The organism is Pseudomonas migulae (genome assembly GCF_043225285.1).
Lineage (GTDB): Bacteria > Pseudomonadota > Gammaproteobacteria > Pseudomonadales > Pseudomonadaceae > Aquipseudomonas > Aquipseudomonas migulae_C.
On the sequence record NZ_CP171224.1, the window covers coordinates 134071 to 150011 of the forward strand.

At 63.6% G+C, this 15941-nt stretch carries 12 protein-coding genes and 1 pseudogene; 5 read left to right on the forward strand and 8 right to left on the reverse strand.

The window, feature by feature from the left end; genetic code table 11:
• Nucleotides 1-241 precede the first annotated feature (241 nt).
• The 4 genes from ACF6ZU_RS00740 to ACF6ZU_RS00755 all read left to right on the forward strand — a co-directional run bounded on the left by ACF6ZU_RS00740 (nucleotide 242) and on the right by ACF6ZU_RS00755 (nucleotide 4939).
• Complete coding sequence (locus ACF6ZU_RS00740) at nucleotides 242-1315, forward strand: ABC transporter substrate-binding protein (protein WP_392889931.1); 1074 nt, start codon at nucleotides 242-244, stop codon at nucleotides 1313-1315.
• Between the two features lie 14 nt (nucleotides 1316-1329).
• Entirely contained in the window at nucleotides 1330-2553 is a 1224-nt protein-coding gene (locus ACF6ZU_RS00745; RefSeq protein ID WP_392889935.1) for a lipase family protein, read from the forward strand.
• A 15-nt stretch (nucleotides 2554-2568) separates the two neighbouring features.
• Nucleotides 2569-3777 carry an LLM class flavin-dependent oxidoreductase gene (locus ACF6ZU_RS00750; protein ID WP_392889938.1) on the forward strand — a complete coding sequence of 403 codons (1209 nt, stop codon included), beginning with the start codon at nucleotides 2569-2571 and terminating at the stop codon, nucleotides 3775-3777.
• Between the two features lie 76 nt (nucleotides 3778-3853).
• The gene (locus ACF6ZU_RS00755; protein ID WP_392889940.1) at nucleotides 3854-4939 is read left to right on the forward strand and encodes an LLM class flavin-dependent oxidoreductase; all 1086 of its coding nucleotides are present in this window, start codon (nucleotides 3854-3856) and stop codon (nucleotides 4937-4939) included.
• A 97-nt stretch (nucleotides 4940-5036) separates the two neighbouring features.
• Here the strand turns inward: ACF6ZU_RS00755 and ACF6ZU_RS00760 are convergent.
• The 8 genes and pseudogenes from ACF6ZU_RS00760 to ACF6ZU_RS00795 all read right to left on the reverse strand — a co-directional run bounded on the left by ACF6ZU_RS00760 (nucleotide 5037) and on the right by ACF6ZU_RS00795 (nucleotide 14155).
• Nucleotides 5037-5496, reverse strand: a pseudogene (locus tag ACF6ZU_RS00760) (transposase).
• 204 nt (nucleotides 5497-5700) lie between these two features.
• The gene (locus ACF6ZU_RS00765; protein WP_392889942.1) at nucleotides 5701-7506 is read right to left on the reverse strand and encodes a dipeptide ABC transporter ATP-binding protein; all 1806 of its coding nucleotides are present in this window, start codon (nucleotides 7504-7506) and stop codon (nucleotides 5701-5703) included.
• A complete protein-coding gene (locus ACF6ZU_RS00770; protein ID WP_392889944.1) occupies nucleotides 7503-8348 on the reverse strand; it encodes an ABC transporter permease in 846 nt (281 codons plus the stop codon). Before ACF6ZU_RS00770 ends, ACF6ZU_RS00765 begins: the two co-directional genes overlap by 4 nt.
• 10 nt (nucleotides 8349-8358) lie before the next feature.
• The gene (locus tag ACF6ZU_RS00775; RefSeq protein ID WP_392889946.1) at nucleotides 8359-9420 is read right to left on the reverse strand and encodes an ABC transporter permease; all 1062 of its coding nucleotides are present in this window, start codon (nucleotides 9418-9420) and stop codon (nucleotides 8359-8361) included.
• Nucleotides 9413-10981 carry an ABC transporter substrate-binding protein gene (locus ACF6ZU_RS00780; RefSeq protein WP_392889949.1) on the reverse strand — a complete coding sequence of 523 codons (1569 nt, stop codon included), beginning with the start codon at nucleotides 10979-10981 and terminating at the stop codon, nucleotides 9413-9415. Before ACF6ZU_RS00780 ends, ACF6ZU_RS00775 begins: the two co-directional genes overlap by 8 nt.
• Nucleotides 10982-10991: 10 nt before the next feature.
• Nucleotides 10992-12191 (reverse strand): LLM class flavin-dependent oxidoreductase, encoded by a 1200-nt coding sequence (locus tag ACF6ZU_RS00785; protein ID WP_392889951.1) that lies wholly within the window; start codon nucleotides 12189-12191, stop codon nucleotides 10992-10994.
• 161 nt (nucleotides 12192-12352) lie between these two features.
• Nucleotides 12353-13084, reverse strand: coding sequence for a class II aldolase/adducin family protein (locus tag ACF6ZU_RS00790; RefSeq protein ID WP_392889954.1), 732 nt, complete (start codon nucleotides 13082-13084; stop codon nucleotides 12353-12355).
• A 15-nt stretch (nucleotides 13085-13099) separates the two neighbouring features.
• The gene (locus ACF6ZU_RS00795; RefSeq protein ID WP_392889956.1) at nucleotides 13100-14155 is read right to left on the reverse strand and encodes an ABC transporter substrate-binding protein; all 1056 of its coding nucleotides are present in this window, start codon (nucleotides 14153-14155) and stop codon (nucleotides 13100-13102) included.
• Nucleotides 14156-14586: 431 nt separating this feature from the next.
• On the opposite strand from ACF6ZU_RS00795, the gene ACF6ZU_RS00800 reads away from it, so the two are divergent.
• Nucleotides 14587-15855 carry an acyl-CoA dehydrogenase family protein gene (locus ACF6ZU_RS00800; RefSeq protein WP_392889958.1) on the forward strand — a complete coding sequence of 423 codons (1269 nt, stop codon included), beginning with the start codon at nucleotides 14587-14589 and terminating at the stop codon, nucleotides 15853-15855.
• Nucleotides 15856-15941 lie beyond the last annotated feature (86 nt).

Here is a 15941-nt window from a genome sequence, read left to right on the forward strand (position 1 = left end):
CGATGGCGTCCGCTAGTTCGCCGCAAGGCTTGATGGCCTCATCGCCAGCAAGCCGGCTCCTACAGGGACCGTGTTTGCAACGCAGCAGCATTGGTATGCCGCAAAACCATTGTAGGAGCCGGCTTGCTGGCGATGGCGTCCGCAAGTTCGCCGCAGGGCCCAATGGCCTCATCGCCGGCAAGCCGGCTCCTACAGAGATTGAGTTTCGACAATGCCGGTTTGGTCATTTAGGGAGATTGCTATGAAACGTTTCTGGCGCAACAGCCTGGTCGCCTTGACCGGGTTAATGCTCAGTGCCACGGCGCTGGCTGAACAGGTTCCGGCGTCGGTGAAGATCGCCATCGTCGCGTACACGCAGGGTGGCAAGCCGGTATTCGGCGGGATCGCCGGGCGGGTGATCGAGGACGGCTGGCTTGAACAGCAACTGGCGCAACGCGGCGTGAAGCTCGACTGGATCGCCCTGCCCCACGCTGGCGCCGGACCGCAGATCAACGAAGGCTTCAGCAACAACAGCATCGATTTCGCCGTGCGCGGTGACCTGCCTTCGGTAATCGCCGGGGCGGGTGGCGTTCCGGGCAAGCTGATCGTGCCCGGAGGCAGCGGCAACAACATCTACCTGGTGGTGCCCGCCGGTTCCAGCGCCAACAGCATCGAAGACCTCAAGGGCAAACGCCTGGCCCTGCACCGCGGTCGTCCGTGGGAGTTCGCGTTCAGCAACTTCCTCGCCAGCAAGCACCTGAAACTCGACGATTTCAAGATCGCCAACCTCAACCCACAAGTCGGTGCAGCGGCCGTGTCCGCCGGCAAGGTCGATGCAGCGGTGCTGCTCAGCGAAGCCTATGCGCTGGAAGACAAAGGCGTCGGCAAGATCATCTGGTCAACCAAGCAAGGCGCCAACGACTGGCGCCTGGTCTCCGACCTTTGGGGCACCGACAGTTTTGTCGCGCAACACCCGGACATCACCCAGTTGCTCGCGACCGCGTGGATCAAAGCCGCGTGGTGGATTTCCCAGGAACAGAACCAGGACGCCTACTACCAACTCTCCTCCCGCGCCGGCACCGCCGAAAGCGTGCTGCGCCGCGACGACCAGAACGACCCCGTGGCCTGGAAAGACCGCTGGGCGCCAAAAAGCGACCAGCAACTAAAGGCCCACTACCAGGCGTTGACCGCCTATGCCCTGGCCAATCACCTGATTCGCGACACCTACGACATCACCCCTTCGCTGGCCACCGGTTTCACCAACCAGGCGCTGATCGATCTGAAACTCACTGACTACTGGCCAGCCCTGCGCGGCCAGGTCAGCAACAATCCATGATTAGGGAAATCCAGATGAAACTGCCGCAAAAATTCGTGTTCGGTCTGAGTGTTCTGGCGCTGTCCATGAGCGCCCTGGCCGCGGGTACGCACGCCCCCAAACCCGACCCGCAACAAGGCGATGGCCGTGTCTCGGCGTTCTACACCTGGAAAGAGGTGATTCCGGCCACGCCGGGCAAACTGCTGCGCAGTGAGCCGCTGGAGAAAACCCTGAGCCTGCCCAATGCCGCCAGTGCACAACGGATTCTCTACACCTCCACCGACGGCATCGACAACAAGACGCCGATCGTGGTCTCGGGCACGTTGTTCCTGCCCAAAGGCAAGGCGCCTGCCGGTGGCTGGCCGGTCGCGAGCTGGGGCCATGGCACCGTCGGTGTGGCGGACGTGTGCGCGCCGTCCTGGCAAGGGCGTTCGTACCGCGATGTGCAATACCTCAGCCGCTGGCTGGATGAAGGCTACGCCATCGTCGCCACCGACTATCAGGGCCTCGGCGTCCCCGGCGGCCACCCGCTGCTGAACAACCGCATGGCCGCCTACGGCATTCTCGACGCGGCCAAAGCTGTGGTCGCGGGCGTTCCGGGGCTGGCCAACAAAGTGCTGATCGTCGGTCAGTCCCAGGGTGGCGCTGGTGCCTTCGCCTCGGCGGCCTACGCCCCGACCTACGCGCCGGACCTCGGCGTCAAAGGCAGCATCGGTACGGGGGTGATCTATACCGTCGGCGCGAAAAACGTCGGTGAACAGGACGAAAACAAAGTCGATGCGTCGCTCGCCTACGGCTTCTACACCCTGCTCGCCGCCCAGCAATACGACCCGAGCATCAACCCGAAAGACTTCTACACCGACAAGGCCCTGCCGCTGTTCGAACAGGCGCGTACCAGCTGCCTCTCCGCACTGGTCAGCGATGTGATCGGCGTCGGCCTGACCCCGGCCAACGCGAAAAAAGACTACAAGGGCGACCAGCTCGCTGCATGGCAAAAACAGGTCTCCTACCCGACCCTGAAACTGGCCCAGCCGATTTTCATTGGCACCGGCGCCGAGGACAAAACCCCGGCCGCCTCGACCCAGGTTGCACTGATGCAGGACGCCTGCAAGACCGGCTCGGTGGTCGAAGGCCATCTCTACAAAGGCCTGGGCCACAGCGAAACGGTCAACGCCTCGCTCAAGGACTCGGTGCCGTTCGCGCACAAGGTGATCAACGACCAGCCCATCACCCCGATCTGCAGCCCTAGCGTGCAGTAAGACGGAGGCCTTCTCATGAGCATCGAATTCTTCACCCGCCTGCCTCTGCATGGCGAAACCCAGTTCCTGCCCGGCGACCCGCGCAATCGCGGCGACTGGCACCGTGGCGGCCCGAGCACCGGGGCGGTTTCGGGGTTCAGCGTGGGCGACCACTTCACCTACATCGACTACCTGGGGCAGATCGCCAGGGCTGCGGAAATCAACGGCTTCGGCGGTGCGCTGATGGTTAACGCGCCTTCGGGCGAAGAGCCGTGGACGGTCTGCTCGTTACTGGCCCGGGAAACCCGAACGCTGAAATTCGTCACCGCGTTCCAGCCCTATCACTACACGCCGTGGGTGGCGGTGCAGCAGGCGGCCACCTATCAGCGCGCCACCGGCAACCGCCTAGTGTGGAACATCATCAACGGCGGCTCGGATGCGATTCAGCGTCAGATCGGCGATTTCAGTGATCACGACGAGCGTTATGAGCGCGCCATCGAGTTCATGGACGTGGTCAGGGGTTACTGGCACAACGAGAACTTCCACTACGACGGCAAGTTCTACAAGGCCGAAGGCGGTGGCTTGCGCGGGCCGTTGAAGAAGGCCGAGCTGCCAGTGATCTGCACCGCCGGCTCATCGATTCCGGCCCGTGAATTCGCGGCCAAGCACGCCGACTTCTACCTGATGCGCGCCGAACACCCGGACGAAATTGCCGCGCTGATCGCCGACATCCGTGAACGCGCCTTGAAGTACGGTCGCACCGACATTCGCTTTGGTTTGTCGATCGACGTCATCACCCGCGAAACCGAAGAGCTGGCCCGCACCGAAGCCAAGCGTTTCTTCGACGAGGGCATTGCCCGAGGCGCGGTCAAGGCCGTGGCGGCCCACGCCGGCCTGAGGACCGCACGCAAGCTCAGCTACGAAAACGAGTTCGCGCAGAAGGCCGAAACCCAGGGCTTCGATGACTTTTTCATCTATCCCAATGTCTGGACCGGCTTCGGCTACATCGGCATTCCGCCGGGCTGTGCGCTGGTGGGTAGCTATGAAAATGTCGTGGCACGGATTCGCGAGTACAACGCCCTCGGCATCGACCTGTTCTTCCTCGCCGGCTATCCGCATCTGGAAGAAGCCTACCGTCTTGGCGAGCACATCCTGCCGCACTTTCGCAGCGAGCGCGTCGAGCTGAGTCGTCCCGCGCCAGCCCCCCTGGAGCTGCGGTCCGCCAACGGTCCGGCGGGTGCCTGATGCGATAAGCGCAGGAGCCGGCAAGCCGGCTCCTACAGGGGTATCTGGATCAACCGTTTCATATCAGGAGCACGCCATGTCCATCGAATTCGTCGGCATGATTTTCCCCCGCCAGTGGTCCGAGACCCGTGGCATCCGCAGCCCGGATTTCGATCTGGAATTCATCCGCCAGCACGCCCGCGCCCATGAACACGCCGGGTTCGATCGGGTGCTGATCGCCAGTGGCCCCGGCAGCGCCGACAGCTTGCAGATCGCCGCCTACGCCGCGGCGCACACCGAGCGCCTGGGTTTCATGATCGCTCACCGTCCGGGTCTCACCGCGCCCACGGTCGCCGCCCGGTCCTTCGCCACGCTGGATCACACCACCGGCGGCGGACGCATCCGTCTGCACGCGATTACCGGCATCACCGCCGAGCCGCAGGAAGGCGATTTCCTGCTGGACAAGACCGAGCGCTACAAGCGCACCGATGAGTACCTGGAGATCGTGCGTCGCACCTGGACAGCGGAAGAACCGTTCGATTTTGAAGGGCAGTATTTCAACATCAAGGGTGCCTTCTCGCCGGTCAAGCCGTTGCAGCAACCGCACATCCCGATTTCCTTTGGCGGGTCTTCCGACATCGCCTATCAGATCGCGGTGAAGCACGCGGACCTCTATGCATTGTGGGGCGAACCGTTGAGCGGCGTGGCCGAGCAGATCGGCAAACTGCGCGCGGCGGCGAGTGCGGCTGGCGTCGAGGCGCCGCGGGTCAGTCTGTCCGTGCGCCTGATTCTGGGAGCGACCGAGGAGCTGGCGTGGCAACGAGCGGAGCAGATTCTCGAACAGATCAAGGCCAACCCGCAGTTCGCGGCCGGCAGCCCCTGGCAAAAACGCATCAAGGGCACCGGCTCGGAACGCTTGCTCGCCGCCGCCGCGCTGGGCGACCGCCACGACCGCGCCCTGTGGATGCCCACCGCCACCGCCGTCGGCGCCTACGGCGACACCACTGCCTTGGTCGGCACTCCGGAAACCGTGGCCCAGGCTCTGCTCGATTACGTCGACCTGGGCGTGACCACCTTCCTCAATCGCGGGTATGACCCGTTTTACGACACCGTCGATTACGGCCGCTGGATCATCCCGGCGGTGCGTGAGGAAGCGCGGCGGCGCAAGGCGCGGGCGGCGTAACCGCGTAACGGCCACCGACGCTATCGCCAGCAAGCTGGCTCCTGTAGGAGCCGGCTTGCCGGCGATGGCGGCATAACTACCGCCAACAAAATCCCGACTACACCCATTTCGCATCCCACAACGGGTAATCGCGTGCGTACCTGACGAGTCCCGCGCGTACCGGGTTGGCGATGACATAACGCGCCACTGCCAATAAATCCTCTTCCCGCCGGATCGCCCGATCGTGAAAGTTTTTTTTGCCACAGGCGCCCGGAACGTCCGAGGTGGGCATTGATCATCCGCGCACTGCGAGATTTAGTGCCACGCATCAACGTTGGCAACGTGCACTTTTTGAGCTCCACCAGCCAATGGAAATGATCGGGCATGATGACCCAGGTCAGAGATTCAATCAGATCCTCGGCTTGCGCATTCTGAAACTCTCGCACCAATAACCGCCCAGTTCGCAAATCAGTGAACAAGGGTTCGCGATGCTGGACGACAGCGGTCAACAGGTAGATTTGCCCGGATTCGGAATAGCGCCCGGCGCGCAGGTTTTTGGCGTGGGGAAGATTGGGCATTCCATTGCCCTCCTGTGTTTTTGCGAGAAACACAAGGCTAGTGCGCAGAAGGGATGGCCGTAGTCAAAATTCAGATCTGAATGTGTCTGTTTGATCGCCATCGCCGGCAAGCCGGCTCCTACAATTTGAAACCCGATCCCCTGTAGGAGCCGGCTTGCCGGCGATGGCGGCATAACATTCACCAACGAATTGCGGGTGAGCCGTCTATGCGCCCAACGTCGGCGAATTCTCAAGCAACGTGCGCGTATACGCCGCATGCGGCTGATCCAGCACATCGTCCACCCACCCCTGCTCCACCACCCGCCCCACCTTCAACACCAACACCCGGTCGGCAATCGCGCGGACCACGCCGAGGTCGTGGGTGACGAACAGCAGCGTCAGCCCTTCCAGCTGCAACTGGCGCAACAACGCCAGGATCGAAGCCTGCACCGACACGTCCAGCGCCGAGGTGATTTCGTCGCAGATCAGCAGTTTCGGTTCACACACCAGGGCCCGCGCGATGGCCACGCGCTGACGCTCGCCGCCGGACAAACTGTGCGGATACAACTGCGCCACCGATGCCGGCAGCGAAACCCGTTTCAGCACTTCCTCCACACGCTGGCGTGCGACGTTGCCCTTGATGCCGAAGAAGTGCTGCAGCGGCGCGCTCAAGGTCTGGTACACGGTTTGACGCGGGTTCAGCGCCCGGTAAGGGTTCTGGAAAATGTACTGAATCTGATGCCGTTGCCGCCCGTCACGCCGGCGCGCCGACAAACTCAGCGGCTCGCCCGCATAGTGCACCTCGCCTTCGGCATTTTCCCCCAACCCGGCGATGGCCCGGGCCAGGCTGGTCTTGCCGGAGCCGGATTCGCCTACCAGCGCCAGGCATTCCCCTGCGGCGACGCGCAGCGAAACGTCGAACAGCACCTGGCGGTCATAGGCCACGTTCAGGTCCTTGATCTCCAGCAGTGGCGCCCGTTCCACCCGCAGGTCGACGGGCGACACCGGCGTCTGGGCAACCAGCTGCAAGGCCTGAAGATGCGGATCAAGGCACGCCACTCGCTGCTGTGAAGACAAGTCCTGCAACGCCGGTTCGACCCGCGAGCATTCAGCCGCGCGGCGCGAACACCGAGGCGCAAAGGCACACCCCTGCGCTCGCTGACCCGGCGCCGGGGCGTGCCCGCGGATGGCCTGCAAATCGCGCCGTTGCGCCACATCGGGAATCGCCGCCAGCAAGCCTCGGGTGTATGGATGCGCCGGCCGATGGAACAGCGCCTCACGGCTCGCGATTTCGACGAGTCGCCCGGCGTACATCACCATCACCCGGTCCACCAGGTCCTTGATCACCGCGAGGTCATGGGACACGTACACCGCCGCCACGCCGAGGCTTTTGCACAACCGGCGCAAGGTCGCGAGGATGTGCGCCTGAGTAGTGACATCCAGCGCCGTGGTCGGCTCATCGAGGACGATCAACTGCGGGCGCAGGACAAACGCCAGCGCCAGCATCACCCGTTGCTGCTGCCCGCCGGACAGTTGATGAGGAAAGCGCCGCAGAAACGCAGCGTCGTCGGGCAGGCCGACATCACGCAGCGTATCGACGATGCGCTGCTCCTGCCCTGCACGGTCCAGTTCAATCTGATGCGCCCCCAGGGTTTCACGCAGCAGGCTGCCGATGCGCAGCGCCGGGTTCAGCGCCGTCGCCGGGTCCTGGGCGACGTAACCGATCAGGCTGCCACGGGCCAGGCGCAGCGCTTCGCCCTCCAGCGTCAGCAACGATTGCCCCGCCACCTCAACCTGCCCGCCGACAATCCGTGCCCCGCGCCGGGCATGGGCGAGCAACGCCGTGGCCAGCGTGGTTTTGCCGGAGCCGGACTCGCCGACCAACCCAAGGATCTCGCCCGCCTCAAGATTGAACGACACCCCGGACAACACATCGACCTGCCCCGCCAGCTCGACGCGCAGATCCCGAACCTGCAACACCCCCGCAGTGGTCTGCGACTGGCGGGAATCGATCCCGGCAATTGCGTTCATGGCTGTTTCTCCCCGATCCGTGAACTGCTGCGGCCGATGCCTTCGGCCAGGATATTGGTGCCGTAGGCGAAGACGCCGATCAGGATCGCCGGGGCCAGCACCGCCCACGGCTGCACCAGCAAACCGGCCTGGTTCTCATTGATCATCAACCCCCAGTCGGCCGTCGGTGGCGCCACGCCGTACCCGAGAAAACTCAGGCCCGAGAGCATGCCCACGCCCCAGGTCAGCATGTTGCCGAAGTGCACCAGCAACGGCGTGAGGATGTTCGGCAGAATCTCGCGGAACAGAATTCGTCGGCGCGAATAACCCATCATCTGCGCCGCCTCGACGAACTCCTGCCCCGCCACCGCCACCGCACTGCCACGGGCCAGGCGAATCACGCCGGGGGTGAAGGCGATGGCCACGGTCAGCACGATCAACCAAGGCGCGCGGCCGAGCATCGAAACGATCAACAGCACCAGAATCAGGTCGGGAAAGGCCAGCGACACATCCGCCAGCCAGGTGATCAGTTGATCGAGCCGACGCCGGGAGAACCCCGCCAACAAGCCCAGCGTGCTGCCCGCCAGCAATGCGATCGACGCCGCCGCCACCGACATCCACAACACCGACAGGCCACCGCTGAGCAGGCGCGAGACCACGTCGTGCCCGAGAAAGTCATAGCCCAGCAACGCCCCGCTGACAGGCGCGCCGTATACCGGGCCGAGCATTTCCGTCGGACTGTTGGGTGCCAGCCAGGGGCCAAATAACGCGAGCGTCACCACCAGCGCAGTGATCAGCGCGCCCTTGCGCGTTTGTGGTTCCGCCAGCCATACGCGCCAGCGTGAACGTCGGGAATCAGTCATGCATCACCTCTCAGGGCGCCTTGGATTGGGAACGGCGCCACCAGGGCTGAATGCCCCGGCGGTTGCGCTGGATCATGGTCACCCGGCGCGCGGTACGCAGCTTCGGGGTGAGCAGCACGGTCAACAGGTCTGCCAGAAGATTGATCAACACCACGCCCAAGGTGATCACCAGCACAATGGCCTGGATCATCGGCAGATCGCGCATCTGGATCGCCGAATTCAACGAGGTGCCGATGCCGGGATAACTGAAAATGACCTCGGCCAGCAGCGCACCGCCGATCAGCGTGCGTAAGGTCAGCGCCACGCCTTGAATGGCCGGGATCAGTGCGTTGGGCAAAGTGTGGCGCCAGACAATGCGCCACTCGGGAATGCCGCGAAGCCGGGCGGCGACCACGTAATCGGACTCCAGCGCCTCGATCATCGAGGCCCGTACCATGCGCGTCAGGTACGGCATCGCCGACAGACTCAAGGCCAGCACCGGCAACACCAGAAACGGCAACTGGCGCAGCAGCGATTTGTCCGGATCGAGGATCGATACAGCGGGCAGCAGGTCCATGTTCGGCATGGAAAACAGCAACACCAGGCCGATGGCCAACAGAAAACCCGGCGTCGCCTTGAGGAAGATCAGCAGCGACAGGCTCCAGCGATCCAGCCGGCTGTCACGCCGCAGCGCCAGGGCAACGCCGAGCAATAACGCCACCGGCACCACCACGACGATCACCCCGGCCAACAACGCCAGGGTGTAGCCAAAACGGCCGAACAGCAGGCTGCCGACCGGTGCGTTGGAGTCGAGTGAGATCCCAAGTTCGCCGCTCAGGGCGTTGCCGAGCCAGCGCAGATACTGCTCGAGGATCGGTCGGTCCAGACCCAGTTGCCGTTGCAGGGTCAGGATGCTTTCCAGTGGCGCATCAGGCCCGAGAATCACCCGGGCCGGATCGGAGGGCAGCGCCTGGGTGGCAATGAACACCACCAGGCTGATCACCCACGCGGTGAGCAGGCCGTAACCCAGCCGCCCGACGAACCACGACAACCAGGCCGGCGTGCGCGGTTCCTTGCAGGTGGGCTCAGGCATGGTTCACCCACATCTCGTCGAAGCGCCAGGAAGCAAACGTCGTCTGTTCCGGTTGCAATCCACCCACGCGCACCGATGCCGCATCCAGCACATCGTTGAAGCCCCAGATCAGCAGGCCGCCACGTTCGTGTTGAATGCTCTGCGCTTCATGCACCAGCACTTTGCGTTGCTCTAGATCCGGTTGCGCCAGCGCCTGGCGATACAACGCACTGAAGCGCTCATCGTGGAAATTGCTGCGGTTGTAGATCGCTTGCGGCGCATCGTTGTGCAACGCCGACGCGAGGAATCCCCGGGCCGGTGTCGAACTCGGCGACAGCAACCAGTTTTCCCGCTGCGGGCCGTTGAACACCGAGCCATCGACCTGGGTGACCTTGATCTCGACCCCGGCCTTTTTCGCCTGCTGGGCAAACACCAGCGCCGCGTTCACCCCCGGCCCCGGCGTGGTGGTCAGCTCAACCCGCAGGTCGCTCTGGCCAGCCTGGCGCAACAGCGAACGCGCCTGCTCCAGATCGTAGGGACGCTGGGCAATGCTGTGGTTGTAGGTCGGGTCGTGGGGCGAATACAGGTCATTGGCGATGCGCCCGAAACCATTGAGGCCGCGATCCACCAACTCGCGACGGTCGGCCAGCAGGCGGAACGCCTGGCGCACCCGCTGGTCCTGAAACGGCTCCTTGGCCAGGTTCAGGTTGAAGCCGGTAAACGAAGTGCTTGGCGACGCGTACAGCTTCAGCCGCGAATCGGCCTTGAGCAGTGCGCTGTGTTCGGCCTGCACGCCACTGGCCACGTCAATCTGCCCGGCGCGCAGGGCGGCGGCGCGGGACACCTGGTCCTTGAACTCGATGATCTCCAGTTCATCGGCGTAGGGTTGGCCGGGCTTGTAGTAATTCTCGAAACGTTGATAGAGCGAGCGCTGGCCGGGAATGAAGCTCTTGAGCTTGTAGGGCCCGGCGCCGACCGGGTTGCTGATCGGGTCGTAATCCGTGGGAACGATGCCACCGAAGCTGATCAGGGTTTCATCCAGCGGGTAAAAACTCTGGCCTTCCTTGAAGCGGATTTCGATGGTGCGCGCATCCAGTTTGCGCAACGCGTTGCGGTCGATCGCCCCCACCAGGCCGGCAAACGGTGACGCCAGTTTCGGGTCGGTCAGGCGCAGGATCGAGAACAGCATGTCATCGGCGCCGATGCTCTTGCCGTGATGGAACTCCAGGCCCGGTTTGATCCGGATGGTCCAGGCGCTGGCGTCGGCATTCGGTTCGGCGAACTCGGCGAGGGCCAACCGGGTACTGACGTCGGTGTTCCATTCCCAGAACTTGCTGTACAGCGCCCAGCCGCGAATGATCCCGCCGCCCACCGGTTTGTGCGCGTCGAGGTTGCCCGACTGATCGCCATCGATGATGCCGACCCGCAGGCGGCCACCGTGCACCGGCGTGCTGGACAAGGCAGCGGCGCCACTGACTGACGCCCCGCTGTCGCACCCGCTGAGCAGGCTGCTGCCGAGCAACAGGCCGCTACCGACGGCCAGGCCATTGCCGAGGAAACGGCGACGGGAATATTCGTTCATCGCTGTCTCCTCAGACTGTCTCAACCGCAGCCGCACGCTGCGGCGCAGGGGTGCTGGCGCCCAGGCGCGGTACTTCGAAACCGTGATCCAGATCGAGCAGCGGGAACAGCAGATCAGCCACCCGGTGCGCTTCATCGATCAACGGAAACCCGGACAGAATGAACGCCGACGTGCCCTGGGCTTCGTATTCACGAATGCGCTCGGCGACCTGTTCAGCGCTGCCCACCAGGTAGGTGCCGGCGGCTGGACCCAGGATGTTGAAGCCGAACAGGCTCGGGCCGAGCCAGACGTTTGGATAGATTTCCAGGTCCCGGGCCTTGGGCAGGCGGCCGGCGCGAATGGCCTCGACGTTGCGCTGGGTTTGCGGGTCGTCGCTGTGGAAACTCTCCAGGGTTTCGCCGGGGGGCAGTTGCCGCTCGATGGCAGTTCGCGCGGTCTGCAGCGAAGTGCGTTGCAGGAGTTTCTCGGCGTGGGCCCAGGCCTCTTCCTCGGTTTCACGGACGATGATTTGCAGGCGGGTGCCGAAGGTCAGTTCGCGGCCGATTTTCGCCGCTTCCGCCGCGACCTTGCGAAATTTTTCGCCGAGTTTCGGCGGGGTGTTGGCGAAGCTCAGGTACACGTCGAGCAGTTGCACTGAATGCGCGACGCCCGGCCCCGAGGTGCCCGCGCCCCACAGAGGGATGCCGGGCTTTTGCTTCGGTGGGTGCCAGCCGCCCAACGGGTGATTGGCCGCGCCCGGCGAACGGGGAGCGAGCTTGACGTATTGGCCGTCGAAGCCCGACGTGTCGCCGGCATAGAAACCCTGAAAGGCACGCCAGTATTCGAGGCTGAAGTCGTAGCGCTCGTCGTGGGGATAGTGCACTCCGAGGGTCGCGAGGCCGGCGTCATTGCCGTTGACCACGTTGAACAGCAAGCGGCCGTTGGAGAATTGATCGAAGGTCAGCGCCCATTTGGCCAACACGGCTGGCGACAGTTCACCGGGGTGTTGCGCCACCAGGAATCGCAGACGCTTGGTGGCATCGATCAGGGCGGCCGAGACGGCCAGGCTTTCGTTGGGGCTGGAGCCGAGCAGCGAGCCGTAGTAGCCGAGACGGTCACTGGCCACGGCAAGTTGTTTCAAGTGTTCGAAATCGGTGGTCCAGCGGCCCTCGGGTTCCCACGGATAAGGGCCGTCGGGGGTGGTGAGGTACCAGAGAATTTTTACGGCCATGGGTGTGTTCCTTGAATGTGTGTCGACCTGGTGGCGCTGCAAACACGGTCTTTGTAGGAGCCGGCTTGCCGGCGATGAGGCCCTCTGACTTTGCGGTGAACTTTCGGGCGCCATCGCCGGCAAGCCGGCTCCTACAGGGGATGGTGGTGGCCTGGAGATTGTTAGCTGCGGCGATCGATCGCGGGCACCAGCCCCAGTTCGGTGGCTTTGTCGTACAGGCCGCTCATTTTCCATTGCTGAGTCAGCACGCCGGGGCCGTAGGCACGGGAACCGCCGAGGGCGTCGGCGAGCAGTTGCAGTTGCGCGCCCTCCTCCAGCAGCAGGATGAATTCCGCCGTGGCGCGCAGCCCCTGTTTGCCCCACACCGTAGAGCCGCCGTTGGCTTCGAGAATCGCCAGGTTGAACGGGTTCTCGGCGATCTTGTCGAGGATGAAATCGACTTCCTGCTGACGACGATCGATGTACACCGGCAGCTCCCGGGCCAGCTGATAACGCTGCACCGGCACATAGTGGAACGGCAGGGTGCGATGGGTTTGCGCCCAGGCGCCGAGGTACGGTGAATGCACATGGGACACGGTGGTGACGTCGGGGTGTTGCTGGAACAGTTTGGTGTAGCGGCCCAGCCCGCCCTTGCCCTTGCCGTAGATCACCTTGCCTTCGAAGTCGGTGACCGTGGCTTGCAGCGGCTTGCGATAATTCCACGGGCCGCCGTAGTTCACCGACACCAGCAGTTCCTGGCCCGGTACACGCTCGATGAAACCGACGGTGCCGTTGGCGGTGATGGTGTTGGTTTCACGGAACACGGTGAAGGCTTCTTCAGCCTCGATCAGCACCTTGTCGATGAAGTTCTTCAGTTCTTCGCTGATCAGTTGTTCGTTGATGAGGACGGTCATGGCAATTCTCCAGAGTCAGGCGCGGCGCTTGGCCAACAGTTCATGGGCGGCTTGCAACGGGCGCGGATCGACCCAGTCGGCGATGGCAAAATCGCGTTCGAGGAAGCCGTGCAGGTAAAGGAAATCCTTTTGCGTATCGAGAAACTCCAGTCGCTGTGCCGACAGGTCCGGCGCCAGGGTGGTGTGGAATTCACCGCGATAGGCTTCGGCGACACCGGCACTGCCGGCACGGGTTTCTTCTTCGAGAATCCCGTTCAACGCCTCGCGGTTGTTGGCGGCCCAGTCAGCGGCCGCCAGGGTTTGCGCGAGGAAGCGCACGACGAGATCGAAATGGTTGTCCAGCAGGCTCTGGTGCACGGTGATCGGACGCGGTGTGCCGTTGTTGATGCGATAGCGTGGTTCGGCGATCAGGTCGAGGTCGATCCCCACTACCAGCCCGAGGCGACGCGCCGCATCGGCGGCGGACGCGCCTTTGACATACACCGCATCCACTTCACCGCGCACCAGGTAATCGAGTCCCGACCACAGGCGCTGCAAACCTTCCTGGGGATTCGCCGCCTGCTCCTGGTTCTGCAAGGCGACTTCCACCAGTTCGACGTCATCGAAACCCAGACCGGCCAGGCTAAGCGCGCCTTTATAACCATGCAGGCTCATGGCGCGAGCGATGCTGCCCGGACGGTTTTCGCCCCAGGCCGGCAGCGCCAGGCGTTTGCCCTTGAGGTCTTCCGGGCGGCGAATGCCGGAGTCCGGGCGAACCAGAATGGTCTGCCATTCTTCGATCCAGGTCAGGCCGATCAAGCGACTCGGCGCACCGGACGCACGCGCCGCCAATGCCGGCACGTTACCGCCTTCGCGAAACAGGCCCGGCAGCTCGTGATCGTAGTGGTGATGCCCCAGTTGACGGGCTTCCTGCAAGGTCGACACCGGCAGGCCGTCAGGGGCGAATTCTTCGCCGAGCCAGCCGAGCTTGTAGGCGATGCCGGAGGCGGTCGGCACCGGGCAACGGGTGAACCAGATCTGCTCCAGCTCAGCCGGGGCAGCGGGTCGGGATTGTTTGGCAGCTAGCGTCATGGACAGCTCCGTGAGGTGGGCAAGTGACTATTGCCGGAGCTATTGCAGCGCCCGTGCCAAGAACTGAAAGGCCCGGTTTGCGGGGCTTTGCGCCCGTACACCATCCGATATCGACGGCCGATTGCTGACCTGCCAACAGCATTGCGCGGCGACTGCTGCTGATCGAGCAGTCGACCGCGCAGCGTTGCTTCCCCAGCAACACCACCCCACCCAAACCCTTGCCCGGCGGGGGTTCCAGCCATTGGCGCAGAACTTGCTCAAGGGCTCTCAACGCCCGGAAGACAAACACAAATCCCCTGTAGGAGCCGGCTTGCCGGCGATGGCGTCGGCGAAATCGACGCATGGCTTGAGGGCCAATCGCCGGCAAGCCGGCTCCTACAGGGGGTGCGGATTTCGTGGACATCATCGGATCAATGATCAGAGGTACAGCAATGAGCAAGGTCGAACACAATCCCGCCGGACAACTGATTCCGGAACAGGCGCCGATCCGCCTGCTGGACAGCGAGGCGCAAGCCATCGCCGTGGCGAAAGAAATCGCCCTGGAGATCGCCGAAATCGCCGCTGACGCCAGTCAGAACGGCCAGCTGCCACGGCGTCAGGCGCAGCTGTTGTCCGAGAGCGGCCTGACCGCGATCGGCGTGCCCAAGGCGTTTGGCGGGCTCGGCGCTTCGGTGGAAACCATCGTCGAAACCGTACGCATCATTTCGGTTGCCGACGGTGGTGTCGGCCAGTTGCTGCAAATTCATAACGTTATGCTGCGAGGGATTTTTACCGGGTACGCCGACGACATCCGCGACCGGCTGATCCGCGATGTGCTGGCCGGCAAGCGCTTTGGCAATGCCCTGGCGGAAGTTGGCGGCAAGAACAAGTTCGCCCTCAAGACCCGCGTCGAACGCCGCGCCGACGGCAAGCTGATCCTCAATGGCAGCAAGTTCTACTCCACCGGTTCTTACCTGGCCGAATGGATTTCCCTGACCGCCGCCAGCGATGACGGCGGTGCCGGGGTGCTGCTCAATCGCAACACGCCGGGCCTGACGCTGGTGGATGACTGGGAAGCCTTCGGCCAGAAAAACTCGGTCAGTGGCACGGTGATTTTCGACAACATCGAACTCGACGAAGGCTTCGTTTCCCAACGCAAGGGGCCGATGAAACGCACGGGCCTGACCTTCCCGCAGATTCTCCACGCGGCCATCGACACCGGCATTGCCGAAGGCGCGCTCTCGGCGGCGGTGGAGTACCTGAATCACAACGCCCGCCCATGGGTGGAAAGTGGCGTCGATCACGCCAATCAGGAGCCGCACATCATCAAGCAGATCGGCGAATACGCCGTGGCCCTGCGCGGTGCGCAATCGCTGCTGCGCGATGCGGCGCGGGTGTTCGACCAGCACGAACTGTACCCGGACAACAAGGAACTGCAGGACGAACTGATCCTGTCGGTGGCGACTGCACGCGCGCATTCCGATGCGGCGTCGCTGAAGATCTCCAGCGACATCTTCTCGCTGCTGGGTGCCAGCTCGTCGCTGAGCAAATGGAACCTCGACCGCTTCTGGCGCAATGCCCGGGTCCACACCACCCACGACCCGATCCGCTGGCGTTTGCACCATGTCGGCAATTACTACCTCAACGGCGTCGACCCGGGCGAATACACCGCGATCCTTAATGCCAAGGAAAAACAAGGCGCGACCAGCCCTGGACGATAACCCCCCCCCGTAGGAGCCGGCTTGCCGGCGATGGCGTCCTCAAAATCGACGCATTATCCGAAGGCCCCATCGCCGGCAAGCCGGCT

Coding starts and splice junctions, on each gene's coding strand:
- ACF6ZU_RS00740 (WP_392889931.1), top strand. CDS start 242: ATGAAACGTTTCTGGCGCAACAGCCTGGTCGCCTTGACCGGGTTAATG.
- ACF6ZU_RS00745 (WP_392889935.1), top strand. CDS start 1,330: ATGAAACTGCCGCAAAAATTCGTGTTCGGTCTGAGTGTTCTGGCGCTG.
- ACF6ZU_RS00750 (WP_392889938.1), top strand. CDS start 2,569: ATGAGCATCGAATTCTTCACCCGCCTGCCTCTGCATGGCGAAACCCAG.
- ACF6ZU_RS00755 (WP_392889940.1), top strand. CDS start 3,854: ATGTCCATCGAATTCGTCGGCATGATTTTCCCCCGCCAGTGGTCCGAG.
- ACF6ZU_RS00765 (WP_392889942.1), bottom strand. CDS start 7,506: ATGAACGCAATTGCCGGGATCGATTCCCGCCAGTCGCAGACCACTGCG.
- ACF6ZU_RS00770 (WP_392889944.1), bottom strand. CDS start 8,348: ATGACTGATTCCCGACGTTCACGCTGGCGCGTATGGCTGGCGGAACCA.
- ACF6ZU_RS00775 (WP_392889946.1), bottom strand. CDS start 9,420: ATGCCTGAGCCCACCTGCAAGGAACCGCGCACGCCGGCCTGGTTGTCG.
- ACF6ZU_RS00780 (WP_392889949.1), bottom strand. CDS start 10,981: ATGAACGAATATTCCCGTCGCCGTTTCCTCGGCAATGGCCTGGCCGTC.
- ACF6ZU_RS00785 (WP_392889951.1), bottom strand. CDS start 12,191: ATGGCCGTAAAAATTCTCTGGTACCTCACCACCCCCGACGGCCCTTAT.
- ACF6ZU_RS00790 (WP_392889954.1), bottom strand. CDS start 13,084: ATGACCGTCCTCATCAACGAACAACTGATCAGCGAAGAACTGAAGAAC.
- ACF6ZU_RS00795 (WP_392889956.1), bottom strand. CDS start 14,155: ATGACGCTAGCTGCCAAACAATCCCGACCCGCTGCCCCGGCTGAGCTG.
- ACF6ZU_RS00800 (WP_392889958.1), top strand. CDS start 14,587: ATGAGCAAGGTCGAACACAATCCCGCCGGACAACTGATTCCGGAACAG.